The following is an 18729-nucleotide window of genomic DNA, read 5'->3' as shown; positions in this document are numbered from 1 at the left end:
TAAAGGAAATTTAATCAGAATTAATCAACGATACGTAATAATTCGTTAATACCAACTTTACCACGTGTTTTGGCATCAACCTTTTTAACGATGATGGCAGCGTACAAGCTGTAAGTACCACATTTTGATGGCAAGTTGCCAGACACCACTACAGAGCCTGCTGGTACGCGGCCGTAATGTACTTCACCGGTTTCTCGGTCAAATATGCGGGTGCTTTGTCCAATGTAAACGCCCATCGAAATCACGCTACCTTCTTCAACAACCACACCTTCAACGATTTCACTGCGAGCACCAATGAAACAGTTATCTTCAATAATTGTTGGGCCAGCTTGAAGAGGTTCTAAAACACCACCAATACCGACGCCACCAGATAAATGCACATTTTTACCAATTTGTGCACATGATCCAACCGTTGCCCAAGTATCAACCATAGTGCCTTCGTCAACATAGGCTCCTAGGTTGACATATGATGGCATTAGTACGGTATTTTTCCCGATAAATGAGCCTTTACGAACCGTTGCTGGTGGTACTACACGGATCGCTTCTTCTTTAAAACGTGCTTCGTCATAATCAGCGAACTTTTGAGGTACTTTATCAAAATACTTGGTGTCACCGCCTTCAATAACACCGTTGTCGAAAATGCGAAAAGACAGCAACACGGCCTTTTTGAGCCACTGGTGGACATGCCACTCGCCATCAATTTTTTCAGCAACACGTGCTTGACCTTTATCAAGCATACTGATCACTGTTTCTACGTCAGCACGTAAACTTGGCTCAACTGTGCTAGGGGTGATTGTTTGACGTGCTTCAAATGCCGCCTCAATGCGTTGGCGTAATGCCTCCATGGAACTCTCCCAATATTTATTAATTAACAAGTTTGATTCAACGCTAAATGCAGCGATGAAGATAAATGCTGCTGTTGTGCATCTGTGAGGGCGCGGCCATCATGCGTTTGCAAGATGAAAAAGTCCTCCGCGCGCTCGCCGATGGTGGTGATTTTGGCTGCCAATAAGGTTATTTCACAGCGATAGAGAATATCACCCACTTTTGCTAAAAGACCCGGTGAATCAAGTGCAATTAGCTCCATCATGCTAGTGTGCTGGCGAATACTTGGTAAAAAACTCACCTGTGTTGGCACGTTAAACGGTTTCATAATTCGCGCAAGTTTTCTGAACTTCGGCAATTTAGGATTTTCACTGGCCAAGGCTTTTTCTAGTGCCTTTTTAATACTTTGTATTCGTGACAGTTGCACGATAGGCTCGCCATCTTGTTCTAAAATGACAAATGTGTCTAGTGCATAATTATCAATTGACGTCATGATATTGGCATCATGTACGTTAATATTTTTGTTGTCTAAAACCGTCATTACAGTGGCGAACAGCTTGGGTCTATCTTGGCTGTAGACAAATAATTCTGTGCCGCCGCGTGTGGTATGTTTCGACATTAAGACTAAGGGCTCATTCTGATCATGTTTGATTATCGCCTCAGTATGCCAAGCAACCTGATTAGGCTGATGACGTAAAAAATATTCAGGCTTAAATCGACACCATAAAGATTGCATATCTTTATCTTTGATACCTCGGCGCAATAATTCTTTTTGTGCTTTTGCTTGAACTTCTTCAACGCGAGCCTGTTCATCAATGGGCTTTTCTTTACCGCGTGCAAGTACGCGTTGGGTAGAAAAATACAAATCTCTCAGTAATGAGCCTTTCCAGTTATTCCAGGTTTTTTCATTTGTTGCGCAAATATCAGCCACTGTCAAACAATATAAGTAGCTGAGATGAATAGCGTCGTGCACTTTGTCTGCAAACTCAGCGACCACATCGGGGTCTGAAATATCCCGTCTTTGTGCCGTGACTGACATGACTAAATGGTTTTCGACAAGCCAAGCAACAAGGCGACCATCATGATCATTTAGACCATGTAATTTGCAAAAATCAATCGCATCGGTTGCACCTAGTTTACTGTGATCGCCCCCACGGCCTTTTGCTATATCATGAAATATTGCGCCTAAGACCAACAGCCCTTTTTTGGGCAATTGATTAATTAGCACAGCGCCTAATGGAAACTCATCTTTTTGTTCGGCTTGAGCGAATCTTTCAATATTGAGCAATAATCTGTGAGTGTGCTCATCAACGGTGTAAGCATGAAACAAGTCAAACTGCATTTGACCTTCAATGCGGCGCCAAGCCGGTAAGTAGGATGATAAAATGCCATGTTTATGCATCATAGATAAGGCTACAATACCGCGAGGGTGTTTTAAAATGTCCATAAACACTTTGCGGCAATCAGGGTTGTCTTGTAACGGCGTCGTTAAGCTACGTCGCGCTTTACGAAGCAACCTTAACGTTGGAGCATAAATATACTGAATATTAGAGTTTTTAACGGCATATAAAAAAAGCCTTAATATTTCTTCAGGATGCTTACTGAACAAATCATTATCTAGTACTTCAATATAATAGCCGCGACGTTGATATTGCTCATTGATAGGTTGAATTTCTAACGCTTTAAAATGCCCCAATGTTGCGCGCTTAAATAGCTGCAACAACATTTGATTCAACTCCATTATACGTCTTACCGTGCGATAATAGCGTTTCATCATTTGCTCAACTGCAAGTTGAGTTGCATCTTCATAACCTAATAAGCTGGCCACTTGACGTTGCAGGTCGAACAGTAAGCGGTTTTCATTGCGGTTTGCACTAATGTGCAGTGCAAAGCGAATTTCCCACAGGTAGTTTTGGCATTCCAATAATTCTTCTAATTCAGAAGGTTCAAGAAAATCATGCTCAACCAATTCTGTGAGATTCGCAGCATCAAAATGACGCATTGCTACCCAGGCAATAGTCTGAATATCTCTTAAACCACCGGGGCAGGTTTTAATGTTCGGTTCAAGATCGAAAGCACTGGCTTTTGAATGTCGAAGGGTTTGTTCTTCTTTTTTTGCATTGTAAAAATCGGCTGAAGGCCAGAAGTCATCTTGGCGAATGCGTTGATATAATTCTTCAAATAGTGGTGTATTGCCGCATAAAAAACGAGCTTCAATTAAATTGGTGGCAATAGTGATGTCAGCTTTTCCTTGCTCGATAGTTTGCGACACCGTGCGAACACTGTGACCAATTTCAAGTCCAGCATCCCAAAGGTAAGTGATTAATTCACTCAATTTTGCTTGGGTGTTTTGACAAACCTCATCCTGTTCAATTAAAAACAGTAAATCGACATCGGAGTAGGGAAGAAGTTCGCCACGCCCATAGCCGCCTACAGCAATTAATGACATAGGGTAAAGGTCTAAGTGACATTTTTTCCATGCATTTTGCAGTAAATTATCGATGAATGCGCTACGTTGCTTAACAATATCTGCGATGGGGTGTTTCGCTTTATATTGCTCAACTAAGCGCTGGTTAAGTTCAAGTAAGGTATTTTTGGCTGCCAGCGCGGTATTCATCGATATCCTTGAATGTTTTAAAGATTAAAAGTTAATAATTCTTGGGAAGTTTTCTTCCTCACGCAGTGTGAGTACTTCAACACCCGTTTCAGTGACTAATAAAGTGTGTTCCCACTGGGCAGAATTTTTGCCATCAGAGGTTGTGACTGTCCAGTTGTCGTTTTTGTCTAATACTGTGGTATGACGGCCGGCATTAATCATTGGTTCGATAGTAAAACACATACCGGGCTTAATCACGGTTTTGTCATTATTTTTATAATGGACAACTTGAGGCTCCTCGTGGAAACCAGCACCGATACCATGACCACAATAATCTTGCACGATAGAATACTTATCAAGCCCTGTTTTACTTGCTTTGATGAATTTTTCGATACTTGTGCCTATTTCGCCTAATTTTGCACCAGGGCGTACCTTTCTAATAGCCAAGTACAGACTTTCCTGAGCAATGCGACATAAACGTTTGTCTTTAGGGCTCACTTCGCCGATAAGGAACATTTTCGAAGTGTCACCATGATAGCCATCTTTAATCACAGTAATATCAATGTTCAAAATATCACCCTCTTTGAGGATGTAATCAGAAGGGATACCGTGACAAATAGTATCATTGACCGAGGTGCAAATTGATTTTGGAAAACCATGGTAATTCAGCGGGGCAGATATCGCTCCTTGCTCTTCAGTATATTGCGCACAAATGGCATTTAATTGATTTGTAGTGACACCGGCAACAACATGCGGAGCAATCATTTCCAGTACTTGTGCAGCGAGTTTTCCTGCTGCGCGCATTTTTTCAATTTCGTCGGCATTTTTAATGACAATACTCATGAATCTTCTCTTGGTTTTTAACGTTCAAAATGGGCCCGTTTAACGCAATCAATTACACGCAAAAAGTTGTGTTTGATCGCTATTTATGGTATAAAGCGCGCCGTTGTGTGTGAGTTCGTGTTTCTATGTTTGTTTTATTTTACTGAAAAAATAATCACTTTACGTGCTTTAATTGTTCGGTGTTTTAACAAACGGTCAGAATTTGCGGCTATTATACATGGCAATTAACTTAAATACTAAATCACACACGTATCGACACATTTTTCGGGGTGCTCTTAACTCGCTATCAAAGGCAAAAAAGAGTCGAAACATGGGATACGTGGAGGTCTAACCCCTTACATTAAGGTAAATACAATGACTACTGTTTCAATGCGCGACATGCTACAAGCTGGTGTTCACTTCGGTCACCAAACACGTTACTGGAACCCAAAGATGAAGCCTTTCATCTTCGGTGCTCGCAACGGTGTACACATCATCAACCTTGAGCACACTGTACCAATGTTCAACGAAGCTTTAGCTTTCATTAGCAATGTTGCTTCTAAGAAAGGTAAAGTATTATTTGTTGGTACAAAGCGCGCTGCTGGCGAAGCTATCAAAGAAGCTGCAATTTCTTGTGACCAGTACTATGTTGATCACCGCTGGTTAGGCGGTATGTTAACAAACTGGAAAACTGTTCGTCAGTCAATCAAGCGTCTTAAAGAGCTAGAAAGCCAGTCTGTTGACGGTACTTTCGACAAACTGACTAAGAAAGAAGCGTTAATGCGTTCACGCGAATTAGACAAGTTAGAAAAGTCTTTAGGCGGAATCAAAAACATGGGCGGTTTACCTGACGTTTTATTCGTTATCGGTGCTGACCATGAGCATATCGCAATTAAAGAAGCTAACAACCTAGGTATCCCAGTTGTTGCAGTTGTTGATACTAACTCTGCTCCAGACGGTGTTAACTACATCGTTCCTGGTAACGACGATGCAATGCGTGCAATTCGTTTGTACACTTCATCTGTTGCTGCTGCTGCCAACTCAGGTCGTGGTCAAGATTTAGCTGTTCAAGCTGAACAAGACGGTTTCGTAGAAGCTGTTTAATAAGGCGTGATGTTTATCATCCCCCCTTATTTGCCAATAAGATAATTGGTAAACAGGGGCCTTTTGGCCCCTGTTTTACAAATGCAATATTAGACGAATTTAATAGAGGATTTAACAATGGCAATTACTGCTGCCCAAGTTAAAGAACTTCGTGACCGCACTGGCGCTGGCATGATGGACTGTAAGAATGCACTGACTGAAACTAACGGTGACATCGAGCTAGCGATTGATAACATGCGTAAAAGCGGCGCGGCTAAAGCGGCTAAGAAAGCCGGTAACATCGCTGCTGACGGTACAATTCTAATCAAGAACGGTGATGGTTTCGCTGCACTATTAGAAGTTAACTGTCAAACTGACTTCGTTGCTAAAGATTCTAACTTCCTAGGCTTTGCTAACGCGGTATTAGATGTTGCTGCAGCATCTAAAGTGACTATCGAAGACCTAAAAGCACAGTTTGAAGAAACTCGTGTAGCGTTAGTAGCTAAAATCGGTGAAAACATCAACGTTCGTCGCGTTGAGTATATCGATGGTGCTAACTTAGCTTCTTACCGTCACGGCGAGCGTATCGGTGTGGTTGTAACGGGTGACGCTGACGAAGAAACATTAAAGCACATTGCTATGCATGTTGCTGCTTCTAAGCCTGAGTTTGTTAACCCAGAAGATGTTCCTGCAGAACTTGTAGAAAGAGAGCAAGCACTTCAAATCGAAATCGCGATGAACGAAGGCAAGCCTGCTGAAATCGCTGAGAAAATGGTTGTTGGTCGTATGAAGAAGTTTACTGGTGAGATCTCTCTTACTGGTCAAGCGTTCATCATGGAACCAAAGAAAACTGTTGGTGAAATTCTGAAAGAGAAAAAAGCCACAGTAACTAACTTCATTCGTTTAGAAGTGGGTGAAGGTATCGAGAAGAAAGAAGAAGATTTTGCTGCTGAAGTTGCAGCTCAAATCGCTGCTACTAAAAAGGCGTAATCGCTTTTTCTCTATATACCCTAAGACCGCAGCAATCGCTGCGGTCTTGTTATAATCAGGATAAAAATTATGAGCACCAATCCAAAACCTGCATTTAGACGTATTCTGCTTAAATTAAGCGGTGAAGCATTAATGGGCGAAGAAGGCTTCGGCATCGACCCTAAAGTACTTGATCGTATGGCTCAAGAAGTGAAAGAACTTGTTGAGCTGGGGATTCAAGTTGGTGTGGTAATTGGTGGTGGTAATCTATTTCGTGGTGAAGGCCTTGCGCAAGCTGGCATGAACCGTGTGGTGGGCGATCACATGGGTATGCTAGCAACTGTCATGAATGGCCTAGCCATGAGAGATGCGTTACACCGTGCCTATGTTAATGCGCGCCTGATGTCGGCTATCCCATTAAAAGGGGTGTGCGACGATTATAATTGGGCTGAAGCGATTAGCTTACTAAAATCTGGTCGAGTCGTTATTTTTGCCGCAGGTACAGGTAACCCATTTTGTACCACTGACTCTGCAGCTTGTTTGCGTGGCATTGAAATTGAAGCCGAAGTGGTTTTAAAAGGCACTAAAGTTGATGGTGTTTACTCTGCTGATCCAATGAAAAACCCTGAAGCGGTTAAATATGACACGCTTACCTTTAATGAAGTCTTAGAGTCTGAATTAAAAGTGATGGATCTTGCCGCCTTTACAATGGCCCGTGATCATAACATCCCCATTTTAGTATTCAACATGAATAAGCCAGGTGCTTTACGCCGTGTTATTATGGGCGAAAGTGAAGGTACAATTATTAGCAGTCAAAAATAATTCCGCTATCACATGAGTATCACTGTGGCGTAAAATAAACTGCAAATATTATTTGAGCTGATCCATTGTCTGTACGATTCTTTATCTATCGGCTTAAAGTTAATGATTATTGATTAAAAAGGAAATTATTGTGATTGAAACAATTATGTTAGATGCGCAAGAGCGCATGGGAAAATGTGTAGATGCGACTAAAAACCAAATGGCAAAAGTGCGTACCGGTCGCGCTCACCCAAGCCTATTAGATTCGATTCAAGTATCTTACTACGGTGCAATGACTCCGCTTAAGCAAGTGGCCAACATTGGTATTGAAGATTCTCGTACATTGAACGTAACGGTATTTGATCAAACGTTAGTTCAAGCTGTTGAGAAAGCGATTATGTCGTCGGATCTTGGGTTAAACCCAATGACAGCGGGTACTTCAATGCGTATTCCGTTACCAGCATTAACCGAAGAACGTCGTAAAGACTTTATTAAAGTTGTGCGTAACGAAGCTGAAAATGGTCGTATTGCAATTCGTAATGTGCGCCGTGATGCTATCAGTGAAGTTAAAAAGCTTGAAAAAGCGAAAGAGTGTACTGAAGATGATGTGCGTCGCAGTGAAGATAGCGTGCAAAAATTTACTGATGCAGCAATTAAAAATGTTGACCAGTTACTAGCGGCAAAAGAAAAAGAGTTAATGGAAGTCTAAACTTCAGCGTTCAACGCTAGAGTTAATACGCCGTGTAAGGGTATACTGCACGGCGTTTGTTTTTTATAGGGTCGTTGTTGATGTCATCTACAAATGATTATGGACCAGGTGTTGCAACTTCTTCTGAGTTAGTGACGTCTGAAGTCTTACCAGGACAATTATCGGATATCGTTAGGCAGTCTTTGCCCAAGCATGTGGCTATCATTATGGATGGCAATGGTCGTTGGGCGCAAAATAAAAGTATGCCTCGAGTGGTAGGTCATAAAGCGGGTGTTAAAGCCGTCAGGCGAATAGTCAGTGCAGCAAGCCAATTAGGTATCGCATCATTAACACTGTTTGCATTTTCAAGTGAAAATTGGCGCAGACCTGATAAAGAAGTTAATTTGTTGATGGAGCTTTTTTTCAGTGTGTTACAACGTGAAATAAAGCGTTTAGATAAAAATCAAGTTAAGCTGAATATTATTGGTGATGTAAGCCGATTCTCTGCCAGATTACAAGCCCAAATTTTTCAGGCTCAAGACAAGACTAAAGACAACACTGGGTTAATTTTGAACGTTGCAGCTAACTATGGCGGACGTTGGGATATCGTTCAGGCTGCTCAAAAACTCGCTGAAAAAGTCGAAAGTGGCGAAATCAACAGCAGTCAGATGACCGAAGAGGCATTAAATCAACATTTGTGCATGCAAAATCAAAGCGAAGTTGATTTAATGATAAGAACAGGCGGTGATTACCGCATTAGTAACTTTATTTTATGGCAGGCCGCCTATGCAGAGTTAGTGTTCACAGAAACACTTTGGCCTGATTTTGATGAGAATGCTTTTCATCATGCACTGGCAACGTTTGCCAGCCGTCAGCGACGTTTCGGTTTGACTGGGAGTCAAATAGAAGAAATACGCTCGCTTTAATCTTAAGAGGATTATTTTTTTGCTAAAACAACGAATAATAACAGCACTTTGTTTAATCCCACTTGTCTTAGTCGGTATTTTTTGGGTTCCTTCTGTGTATTTTGCATGGTGTTTGGTGCCTATTTTTGCCATTGCAGCAAAAGAATGGGGATGCTTTATTGATAAAGAGTGCAATATCACTCAATGGTCGTTTACCATCACAGTGACAGTGTTGTTGATTGCGATAAATGTGTTATTTCCCGCCGACAGTTTATGGTTTAAAGGGCATCTACAGCCTATGTTTTTAGCCATAATTAGCATTGGTGTTGTATGGTGGATTGTTAGCTCATTACTGGTGGTTAGTTTTCCTAAAAGTGCCGCAATATGGCGTAATAGTCATATGCTAAAATCGATGTTCGGTCAGTTAACCTTGATCCCTTGTTTCGTTTCTCTCATAACCCTTAAATCATTAAGCAGCGAAGCCGATCCCTATTTTGGTGGGCTGTTGGTATTCATTGTGATGTTGATTGTTTGGGCTACTGATACAGGCGCTTATTTTGCAGGCAGAACGCTTGGCAAACATAAATTGATGCCTAATGTTAGCCCAGCTAAAACCTTAGAAGGATTAGCGGGCGGGCTGTTGACGACCATGTTAATAGTTATCGGGGTAATGTATATTTCGCCGCAGCAAGAATTAGGCTTGTTAGTGGTCGTGACATTAATTACTGCTCTGGCTTCTGCATTTGGTGATTTATCTGAAAGCATGTTTAAACGTGTGGCTGTCATTAAGGACTCCGGCACCATTTTACCTGGGCACGGTGGTATTCTTGACAGGATCGACAGTTTAACTGCTGCGTTTCCAGTGTTTACGTTAATCTATATTGCCATGTGGATGTGATGCCAATGCAAAACATGGTCATCCTAGGCGCTACAGGATCAATCGGCGCAAGTACCTTGAGTGTAATCACTCAAAACCAAGATAAATATGCTGTTTTTGCACTTGTGGCAAATGCTAGTGTAGATAAAATGCTCAGCTTATGTTTGGCGCATCAGCCCATTTATGCTCATATGGTCGATGAACACGCCGCCACACAGCTTAAGCTTGCATTACCTTCATCTTGTAAAACCATTGTGACCTCAACACCTGAAGAATTAACGGCTTTAGTGACGCATACTGACGTTGATACCGTTATGGCTGCCATTGTTGGTGCCGCTGGGCTAGTGCCAACGTTTGCGGCCGTCAAAGCTGGGAAAAGAGTGTTGTTGGCTAACAAAGAAGCCTTAGTGATGTCTGGCGAGCTATTTATGCAAACGGCAAGGACATCGGGTGCGACGATCCTCCCCGTTGATAGTGAGCATAATGCGATTTTTCAATGTATGCCCCAAACCGTTCAAAATAACTTAGGTTTTTGTGATATGGCTTGCGAGGGGATTTCACATATCCTGTTGACGGGGTCAGGCGGGCCATTTTTAACAACCGATCTATCAACTTTACCGAATGTATCGCCCGATCAAGCTTGTAATCATCCCAATTGGTCAATGGGCAGAAAAATATCTGTTGATTCAGCATCAATGATGAACAAAGGCTTAGAGTATATCGAAGCGCGTTGGTTATTTAATACGACACCTGAACAGCTTAAAGTGGTTATTCATCCACAAAGTGTGATTCATTCAATGGTGCAATATAAAGATGGCTCAGTACTGGCGCAGATGGGTAATCCTGATATGCGTACACCCATTGCTCATTGTATGAGCTATCCGCAAAGAATTTTAGCTGGCGTTGAACCTTTAGACTTTTTCAAAGTCGGACAGTTAAGCTTTTTAGAGCCTGACTTTAATCGTTTTCCGTGCTTAAAACTCGCTATAGATGCCTGCCAACAGGGGCAAGAGGCAACCACGGTATTAAACGCAGCTAATGAAATTGCCGTTGACGCGTTTTTACAGAATAGGATCAAATTTACCGATATTGCCGTGGTTAATGAACAGTGTCTAACATCGGTTAATTCATCAGCATTAAACACGATAGAAGATATTATTGCTTTAGACGGTCAAGCTCGCCAACTGGCTTTATCTAAAATTAAAGCGTTAGTGTAACTAGGAGTACAATGTTCGATTTTTTGTGGAATTTAGGCTCATTCATTATTGCTTTGGGTATTTTAATAACCGTTCATGAATATGGCCATTTTTGGGTTGCACGAAAGTGCGGTGTAAAAGTAGAAAAATTTTCAATTGGTTTTGGAAAAGCTATTTGGCGTAAAGTCGGTCAAGATGGCACCGAATATGTCGTAGCCTTGATCCCTTTAGGGGGCTTTGTCAAGATGCTTGATGAGCGTGTTGATGATGTTCCTGCCGATATGGTTGATCAAGCATTTAACCGTAAAACAGTTTGGCAGCGTATTTCAATTGTTGCAGCAGGGCCATTAGCTAATTTTATTTTTGCAGTTTTCGCTTTATATGCCATGTATTTAATCGGTGTTCCTTCGATAAAACCCGTTATTGATTCAACCAAGGTGAATTCACCTGCAGCGATCATCCAGATATCTGAACCGCAGCAAATCATTGCTATTTCGGGTCAAACGGTTCGCAATTGGGAAGAGGTGAATTTAGCTTTAGTTGGACATATTGGTAATGAAAGTGTCGAGATAACTTTGGCACCGCTGTCAAGAATTGAAGGTATTGAGGTCAGTGGTAAAACCTACCAGCTAGATACTCGAGATTGGAAATTTGATCCCGAAAAAGAATCGCCAATAAGCGCCTTAGGATTAGGGATATTCAGGCCAGGCATCACGCCTGTCATTGCCGCAATATCAGAAAATAGTGCAGCACAAATAGCAGGCTTAATGATAGGCGATACAATATTATCGATAAATCAACAACCTTACAAAGATTGGAATAGCTTTGTTGATGTGGTACAAACGTCTGCAAATAAACCCCTTAGCGTAGATATTGAGCGAGCAGGTGAGCAGTTGCAATTTGAGGTTGTGCCACAAGCTCAAACCAATGACAATGGTGACACCATCGGGATTATTGGTATCAGCCCAACCGCAGCGCAATGGCCTGAAAGTATGCGCTTTGATTTAGAATATGGCATGATAGATTCCGTTTCCGCCGCAGTCGATAAAACATGGCAGCTTGTGGTGGTTAGTTTCAAAATGATAGGTAAATTATTTACCGGCGATGTGTCGGTGAAAAATCTAAGTGGCCCCATATCGATTGCGCAAGGAGCAGGTGCGAGTGCAAATTATGGTTTGGTGTATTTTCTTGGATTTATCGCACTAATTAGCGTGAACCTAGGTATTATTAATTTAATGCCTTTACCCGTGCTAGATGGTGGACACTTGCTGTATTACTTTATTGAAGTGATTACGGGTAAGCCTGTACCTGAAAAGGTTCAGGAAATTGGATTCAGGTTTGGCGCAGCTTTGCTGCTAATGTTGATGAGTGTAGCGCTTTTCAACGATTTTGCCCGACTCTGAGCAAGGACAGACTAATAATTAGAAGTGCTCTATGAGATTGAATAAACTATTTGCATCGATGTTATTCGTCGGCGCGTCTTTTGCAGGGAACGGTTGGGCAAATACATTCCAGCCATTTGAAGTCACAGACATTCAAGTTGAAGGTCTACAACGTGTAGCATTAGGAGCTGCATTGTTAAACTTGCCGGTGAAAGTCGGTGACACAGTTGATCAAGTTAAATTACAGCAGGCAATAAAAAGCTTATATGGTTCAACAAACTTTGAAACCATTAGCGTAAGCCATGAGGCGGGTGTGCTGTATGTTACCGTTAAAGAACGTCCTACGATCAGTGCAGTGACGTTTGAGGGTAACAAAGATATTAAAGATGAGCAGCTTCAAGAAAGTCTTGATGGCTCAGGCGTTAAAATTGGTGAGTCTTTAGACCGCACCATGCTGACAGGTATCGAGAAAGGCTTACAAGACTTTTACTACGGTGTTGGTAAATATGGCGCTAAGGTACAAGCTCAAGTTATCAATTTGCCGCGTAATCGGGTGGAGTTAAAATTTAACTTTACCGAAGGCCTAGCTGCTGAAATTCGTCAAATTAACGTTGTCGGAAACACTGTCTTCAGTGATTCTGAATTAATCAGCATGCTTGAGTTGAAAGACTTTGTTGCATGGTGGGATATATTTGGTGAGCGACGCTACCAAAAGCAAAAACTTCAAGCAGACTTAGAAACCATCAAAACCTATTACCATAATCAGGGTTATATTCGTTTTGAAGTCACTTCAACTCAAGTTGCAATGACACCTGATCGTAAAGGTCTCTATATTACGATTAACGTTGATGAAGGCGAAAAATACAAAGTTAAAGACATTAACCTTACCGGCGACTTAATGGGTCGTGAAGAGTTAATGCGTGCAATTTTGCCTATTAAAGCGGGTAATATGTACAACGGTGCAGATGTGACTTTCACCGAAGAAATGTACAGTAAATATCTTGGCCGTTTTGGTTATGCTTATCCTGAAGTGAAAACCTACCCTGAAATTGATGATGAGAATAAAGAAGTTGTACTTAACATCAATATTAAACCAGGTAAGCGCGTTTATGTACGCAGTATTAACTTTACGGGCAACGCGGTAACTAAAGATGAAGTGATGCGCCGAGAGCTTCGCCAGATGGAAGGGGCGTGGTTAAACTCTGCACAAATTGAACAATCTAAAGCACGTTTAAATCGTTTGGGATATTTTGAAACCGTTGATACAGAAACGATTCAGGTGCCAGGTAGTGATGATTTAGTGGATGTTGCTGTTAGCGTTAAAGAACAACCTTCTGGTTCATTTAATGCTGGTGTTGGTTACGGTACTGAATCAGGCATCAGCTTACAGTTTGGTGTAGAGCAAAATAACTTTCTAGGTACAGGTAACCAAGCGGGCATTAGCATCAATACTAACAAGTATTCGAAGAGTGCTAACCTTTCGTACACCGATCCTTATTTTACTAAAGACGGTGTGAGTTTAGGTGGCAGTATTTATTGGAACGAGTTTGATGCCAATGAAGCCAACTTAGAACGCTACAAAAATAAATCTTATGGTGTTGCGGTAAACTCAGGCTTCCCAATTAACGAATATAACCGTTTAAATGGTGGTATCGGTTATCGTCATAACGCGATTTCTGAAATTTCAGCCTATGAACAAGCATTACGCTTTTACGACGTATATCGTGACAGTGAAGATCCTAATGCTGATTTGAGTTTTGATAACTTTGAAGTCAATACTGGTTGGTATAGAAGCACATTAAACCGTGGTACATTCCCAACGGATGGTTCATCACAGCGTTTAAGTGGAAAAATGACTGTGCCAGGCTCAGATTTAAAATATTTTAAAACTGATTTTGATACTAACTTCTATTTCCCGTTAACACGTAAACATAGCTTTGTGGTATTGACTCGAGCACGTTTAGGCTATGCCAATGGCTATGGAAAGTTTAACGATAATGATCAAATTCTACCGTTTTGGGAAAACTATTACTCAGGTGGTAGCAGCTCATTACGCGGATTTAAATCAAACTCAGTTGGACCACGTTCATTCTATTTAATGCGTGGTAGTGAGCCCTGTGCTCCAGACCCATCGGGTGATGGTTGTAGTTTACCTGGGGATCCAAATCAAATTTATATCAACCAAGGCCGTTCAATTGGTGGTAACGCTATTGCAACCGCGAGTCTTGAGCTAATTGTACCTACGCCATTCTTAGATGAAGCGTATACCAATTCAGTACGTACCAGCTTCTTTGTTGATGCTGGTAACGTATGGGATACAGAATTTGACTACGATTCATACCGAAACCTCCCAGCTGATGAATTTAATAAACTTGAAGACTTTAGTGATCCGAGTCGAATTCGTGCTTCTTGGGGCATGAGTGTGCAGTGGCTTTCACCTATGGGGCCAATGGTGTTCAGTTTGGCTTGGCCGCTTAAAGAATACGAAGACGATGAAACAGAGATTTTCTCGTTCAATATTGGCAAAACGTTCTAAAACGAATACACTCGGCAAGTTTTGCTGAACAAGTGTCTATTAACAAGGAGTCTACTTTGAAAAAGATGGTCAATCGCACATTAGTAACATTAGCTTTTTTGGCTGCACCTATGATGGCGCATGCTGAAAAAATTGCAGTAGTGGATATGGGCGAAGTATTTGAACAACTACCACAACGTGAACAAATTTCTAAATCATTAAAAGCTGAATTTGGTGATCGTGTTGCTGAAGTCCAGAAGATGCAGGAAGAAATGCGTTCTATGGTTGAAAAACAGCAACGTGATGGTGCGTTGATGAGTGATACTCAAAAAACTGACATGGTTCGTAAAATGGAATCATTAAAGTCTGAGTTTCAACTAAAAGGCAAAGCACTTGATGAAGATATGCGTCGTCGTCAAGGTGAAGAGCAAAATAAACTACTAGTACAAGTACAAAAAGTGATTAATACCATTGCTGAAAAAGAAAAATATGACATGGTATTGCAACGTGGTGCGGTAATTTTTGTTAAGCCAGATGCTGATATCAGCGGTAAAGTGGTTGAAGCATTAAGTAAAGGTAAATAAGCCAGAACGTTTAAGGCAAAGATACTATGCAACAAATGACTTTAAAAGAAATTGGCCAGCTGCTAAATGCAACTATTCGTGGGGATGATTCGGTTATCATTCAAAGCGTAGCCACACTTGAAGATGCGGTAGAAGGTCAAATTTCTTTTCTAGCCAATAGTAAATACCGCGCTCAGCTTGAGGCAACTCAAGCCAGCGCGGTATTATTGAGTGAGAAAGAAGCTGAATTTTATCAAGGTATTGCGGTTATAGTTGCTGATCCTTATGTGGCATTTGCCCGAATTGCCCAGCACCTTGATACTACCCCGAACGCAGCGTATGGTATTCATCCTAGCGCACAAATTGATTCTAGCGCTAAGCTTGGTGAAAATGTGTCAATTGGTGCAAATGCGGTGATTTGTGCTAACGCAATACTCAGTGATAACGTGCAAATTGGTGCAGGTTCTGTGGTGGGTGAATACAGCATAATTGGTCAAAACACGCGTTTATGGGCTAATGTTACTGTTTACCATAATGTGCACATTGGTTCGGATTGTATTATACATTCATCAACCGTTATTGGTTCCGATGGGTTTGGTTATGCCAATGAGCGCGGTAATTGGATTAAAATCCCCCAAACTGGCGGCGTGAAGATTGGCAATAATGTTGAAATAGGTGCTTGCACTAGCATTGACCGCGGTGCGTTGTCTGACACTGAAATTCATGACGGTGTGATCATCGATAATCAAGTTCAAATTGCCCATAATGTGATTATTGGACAAAACACAGCCATTGCGGGTAATACGACTTTAGCGGGCAGTGTTGTTATTGGTAAATATTGTATTTTAGGTGGCCATTGCGCTATTTCAGGACATTTATCTATTGCAGACGGTACCCATATCAGCGGTGCCACTAACGTGACGAGTGTAATTAGAGAGAAAGGCGTTTATTCTTCAGCCACTGTGGCAATGGAAAATAAGTTATGGCGTCGAAACACAGTCAGGTTCCGCCATTTAGATGATCTATTCAATCGAGTTAAAAAACTTGAAAAATCATCAGAATCTGAATAACTGTTAGCTATAAAGCTCATTAACTTGAGTTAAGGAATCGAGAGTGTCGAACCCATTAAACACCATGGATATTAAAGAAATCTTAAAATATCTGCCACATAGATATCCATTTTTACTGATAGATCGCGTACTAGATTACACCGTTGGTGAACAACTTCACGCGATAAAAAACGTGACAATTAACGAACCTTTCTTTCAAGGGCATTTTCCTGTCGCGCCGGTTATGCCTGGTGTGTTGATTCTAGAAGCCATGGCGCAAGCCACAGGTTTACTTGCTTTCAAAACCATGAGCGCAGAGCCTTCACCGGATGTATTGTATTATTTTGCTGGCATTGATAAAGCGCGTTTTAAACGAGTCGTTGAACCCGGAGACCAAATTCATTTTCACGTCAAAATGATTAAAGAGCGCCGCGGTATTGGTGTTTTCGTTGGTGAAGCACGTGTCGATGGCGAAGTTGTGTGTTCCGCTGAAATTATGTGTGCTCGAAGAGAGATTCAAAAGTGATTGATAAACTAGCGTTTGTTCACCCTGATGCCAAAATCGGTAACAATGTCACCATTGGTCCTTGGAGTTACATTGGCGCCGACGTTGAAATTGGTGATGATACCTGGATCAGTTCCCATGTCGTGGTTAAAGGCCCTACAGTGATAGGTAAGGGCAATCGAATTTTTCAATTCGCCTCTGTCGGTGAAGAGTGCCAAGATAAAAAATACGCTGGTGAACCGACTCGTTTAATCATGGGTGATAACAATATCATTCGCGAATCCGTCACCATTCATCGTGGTACTGTTCAAGACAATAGTGAAACACGTATAGGTTCGAATAATTTGTTCATGGCGTATGTTCACATTGCCCACGACTGCGTTGTTGGCAATAACGTCATCATGGCCAATAATGCCTCTATAGCAGGCCATGTTCATGTTGGTGATCATGTTATTCTTGGTGGCATGACGGGTGTACATCAGTTTGTCCATATTGGTGCCCATGCGTTTACTGCGGGCTCATCGACAATTTTCCAAGATGTGCCTCCATTTGTGATGGCCGCAGGCACTCCAGCTATTCCCCGTGGTTTGAATGTTGAAGGGTTAAAGCGTCGTGGGTTTAGTAAAGAAACTCAGCATGCTATTCGTAGAGCCTACAAAGCCTTATACCGCAAAAACTTAACCATTGATGAAGCATTAGCTGAAATAGCTATTGATGCCGAAAATGATCAATATGTACAATCAATGGTCGATTTTATCACTACATCTTCACGTGGGATCATTCGATAGTTACGCAATGAGCAAATCAACTTCCCCAATATTTGCCATGGTCGCCGGAGAAATCTCCGGCGATATTCTAGGTGCCGGATTAATTAAATCGCTTAAATTACGTTATCCCGATGCAACATTCGTTGGCATTGGTGGTCCTCGTATGCAAGCTTTAGGCTTTCAATCTTGGTTCTCAATGGAAGAACTGGCAGTGATGGGGATAGTCGAAGTGTTGTCTCGCTTGCCGCGTTTATTAAAAGTGCGTGCAAGTTTAATTGAGCAGATTTGTGCGATTAAACCCGATTGTTTTATTGGTATTGATGCCCCCGACTTTAATATTGGCCTTGAACTTAAACTAAAAAATAAAGGTTTTAAAACGGTTCATTATGTCAGCCCGTCCGTGTGGGCATGGCGACCTAAACGTATTTTTAAAATAGCCAAAGCAACCAATATGGTATTGTCATTATTGCCATTTGAAAAAGCTTTCTACGATAAACATAACGTGCCATGCACATTTGTCGGCCATACTTTGGCTGATGATATCCCAATGCAAAGTGATAAGTTAGCCGCCCGCGAGCAATTGGGGTTAAATATTGAAGCTGAGTACTTAGCTGTGTTACCTGGTTCACGCGGTGGGGAGTTAGCACAACTTGCAGAGCCATTTATCAAAGCGGCTAGATTGGTTAAAGATGTCTATCCCGATATTAAGTTTGTGACCCCCGTTGTTAACGAGGCGCGGCGTAAACAGTTTACTGAAGCGTTAGAAAAATTTGCTCCGGATTTAGCCATTGATATTATTGATGGTCAATCCCGTGAGGTCATGGCCGCTGCTGACTGCATTTTATTAGCATCTGGCACCGCAACCTTAGAAGCGATGTTAGTAAAGCGTCCTATGGTTGTCTCTTACCGTGTCAGCCCCATCACTTACGCAATAGCAGTGCGCATGATGCAAATTTCCAACTATTCGTTACCTAATTTATTAGCTAATGAAACCATTGTGCCCGAGTTAATTCAAGCCGATTGTCATCCTCAGTTAATTGCAGATGCCGTAATTAACCAGTTGGATAAAGACTTTAGCCCCCTTAAAACTCGCTTTGAGCAATTGCATGAATTACTTAGATGCAATGCAAGTGAGCGCGCAGCCGATGCCGTTGTCGCTTTAATTAATGCTTGATTAAGTTAACGA

At 41.6% G+C, this 18729-nt stretch carries 17 protein-coding genes; 14 read left to right on the top strand and 3 right to left on the bottom strand.

Annotated features, from left to right (window positions below):
• Window positions 1–20: 20 nt before the first annotated feature.
• From dapD to map, 3 genes are read right to left on the bottom strand one after another with little or no spacing between them, the layout of a single operon-like run.
• Window positions 21–845 (bottom strand): 2,3,4,5-tetrahydropyridine-2,6-dicarboxylate N-succinyltransferase, encoded by an 825-nt coding sequence (gene dapD, locus OHT75_RS16890; protein ID WP_264728734.1) that lies wholly within the window; start codon window positions 843–845, stop codon window positions 21–23.
• Window positions 846–868: 23 nt separating this feature from the next.
• Window positions 869–3442, bottom strand: a complete 2574-nt coding sequence (gene glnD / locus OHT75_RS16885; protein WP_264728732.1) for a bifunctional uridylyltransferase/uridylyl-removing protein GlnD — start codon at window positions 3440–3442, stop codon at window positions 869–871.
• A gap of 24 nt (window positions 3443–3466) precedes the next feature.
• Entirely contained in the window at window positions 3467–4264 is a 798-nt protein-coding gene (map, locus tag OHT75_RS16880; protein WP_264728730.1) for a type I methionyl aminopeptidase, read from the bottom strand.
• Between the two features lie 354 nt (window positions 4265–4618).
• Between map and rpsB the strand changes: the two genes are divergently transcribed.
• The 14 genes from rpsB (at window position 4619) to lpxB (ending at window position 18717) form a co-directional block, all read left to right on the top strand.
• A complete protein-coding gene (gene rpsB, locus OHT75_RS16875) occupies window positions 4619–5347 on the top strand; it encodes a 30S ribosomal protein S2 (protein WP_188839377.1) in 729 nt (242 codons plus the stop codon).
• 117 nt (window positions 5348–5464) lie between these two features.
• Complete coding sequence (tsf, locus tag OHT75_RS16870) at window positions 5465–6316, top strand: translation elongation factor Ts (protein ID WP_264728728.1); 852 nt, start codon at window positions 5465–5467, stop codon at window positions 6314–6316.
• 69 nt (window positions 6317–6385) lie between these two features.
• A complete protein-coding gene (gene pyrH / locus OHT75_RS16865) occupies window positions 6386–7117 on the top strand; it encodes a UMP kinase (protein ID WP_264728726.1) in 732 nt (243 codons plus the stop codon).
• Between the two features lie 145 nt (window positions 7118–7262).
• Complete coding sequence (gene frr / locus OHT75_RS16860) at window positions 7263–7805, top strand: ribosome recycling factor (protein ID WP_264729065.1); 543 nt, start codon at window positions 7263–7265, stop codon at window positions 7803–7805.
• Window positions 7806–7885: 80 nt separating this feature from the next.
• Complete coding sequence (locus tag OHT75_RS16855) at window positions 7886–8710, top strand: isoprenyl transferase (RefSeq protein ID WP_264728724.1); 825 nt, start codon at window positions 7886–7888, stop codon at window positions 8708–8710.
• Window positions 8711–8729: 19 nt separating this feature from the next.
• Window positions 8730–9587: a phosphatidate cytidylyltransferase gene (locus OHT75_RS16850; protein WP_264728722.1), complete on the top strand. Its 858-nt coding sequence runs from the start codon at window positions 8730–8732 to the stop codon at window positions 9585–9587.
• Window positions 9588–9592: 5 nt separating this feature from the next.
• On the top strand, window positions 9593–10783 hold the full coding sequence (gene ispC, locus OHT75_RS16845) for a 1-deoxy-D-xylulose-5-phosphate reductoisomerase (RefSeq protein ID WP_264728720.1): 1191 nt from the start codon (window positions 9593–9595) through the stop codon (window positions 10781–10783).
• Window positions 10784–10794: 11 nt separating this feature from the next.
• Window positions 10795–12165 carry a sigma E protease regulator RseP gene (gene rseP, locus OHT75_RS16840; RefSeq protein WP_264728718.1) on the top strand — a complete coding sequence of 457 codons (1371 nt, stop codon included), beginning with the start codon at window positions 10795–10797 and terminating at the stop codon, window positions 12163–12165.
• Between the two features lie 31 nt (window positions 12166–12196).
• Window positions 12197–14680 carry an outer membrane protein assembly factor BamA gene (gene bamA / locus OHT75_RS16835; protein ID WP_264728716.1) on the top strand — a complete coding sequence of 828 codons (2484 nt, stop codon included), beginning with the start codon at window positions 12197–12199 and terminating at the stop codon, window positions 14678–14680.
• A gap of 65 nt (window positions 14681–14745) precedes the next feature.
• The gene (locus OHT75_RS16830) at window positions 14746–15243 is read left to right on the top strand and encodes an OmpH family outer membrane protein (protein WP_264729062.1); all 498 of its coding nucleotides are present in this window, start codon (window positions 14746–14748) and stop codon (window positions 15241–15243) included.
• 26 nt (window positions 15244–15269) lie between these two features.
• Window positions 15270–16292: a UDP-3-O-(3-hydroxymyristoyl)glucosamine N-acyltransferase gene (gene lpxD / locus OHT75_RS16825; RefSeq protein WP_264728714.1), complete on the top strand. Its 1023-nt coding sequence runs from the start codon at window positions 15270–15272 to the stop codon at window positions 16290–16292.
• A 43-nt stretch (window positions 16293–16335) separates the two neighbouring features.
• The gene (gene fabZ, locus OHT75_RS16820; RefSeq protein ID WP_264728713.1) at window positions 16336–16797 is read left to right on the top strand and encodes a 3-hydroxyacyl-ACP dehydratase FabZ; all 462 of its coding nucleotides are present in this window, start codon (window positions 16336–16338) and stop codon (window positions 16795–16797) included.
• Window positions 16794–17564 carry an acyl-ACP--UDP-N-acetylglucosamine O-acyltransferase gene (gene lpxA, locus OHT75_RS16815; protein WP_264728712.1) on the top strand — a complete coding sequence of 257 codons (771 nt, stop codon included), beginning with the start codon at window positions 16794–16796 and terminating at the stop codon, window positions 17562–17564. Before fabZ ends, lpxA begins: the two co-directional genes overlap by 4 nt.
• Before the next feature lie 7 nt (window positions 17565–17571).
• Entirely contained in the window at window positions 17572–18717 is a 1146-nt protein-coding gene (gene lpxB / locus OHT75_RS16810; protein ID WP_264728710.1) for a lipid-A-disaccharide synthase, read from the top strand.
• Window positions 18718–18729: the final 12 nt, after the last annotated feature.

This window comes from Shewanella subflava, from assembly GCF_025971955.1.
Classification (GTDB): Bacteria; Pseudomonadota; Gammaproteobacteria; order Enterobacterales; family Shewanellaceae; genus Shewanella; species Shewanella subflava.
This window is presented reverse-complemented; position numbering and strand designations above follow the sequence as displayed.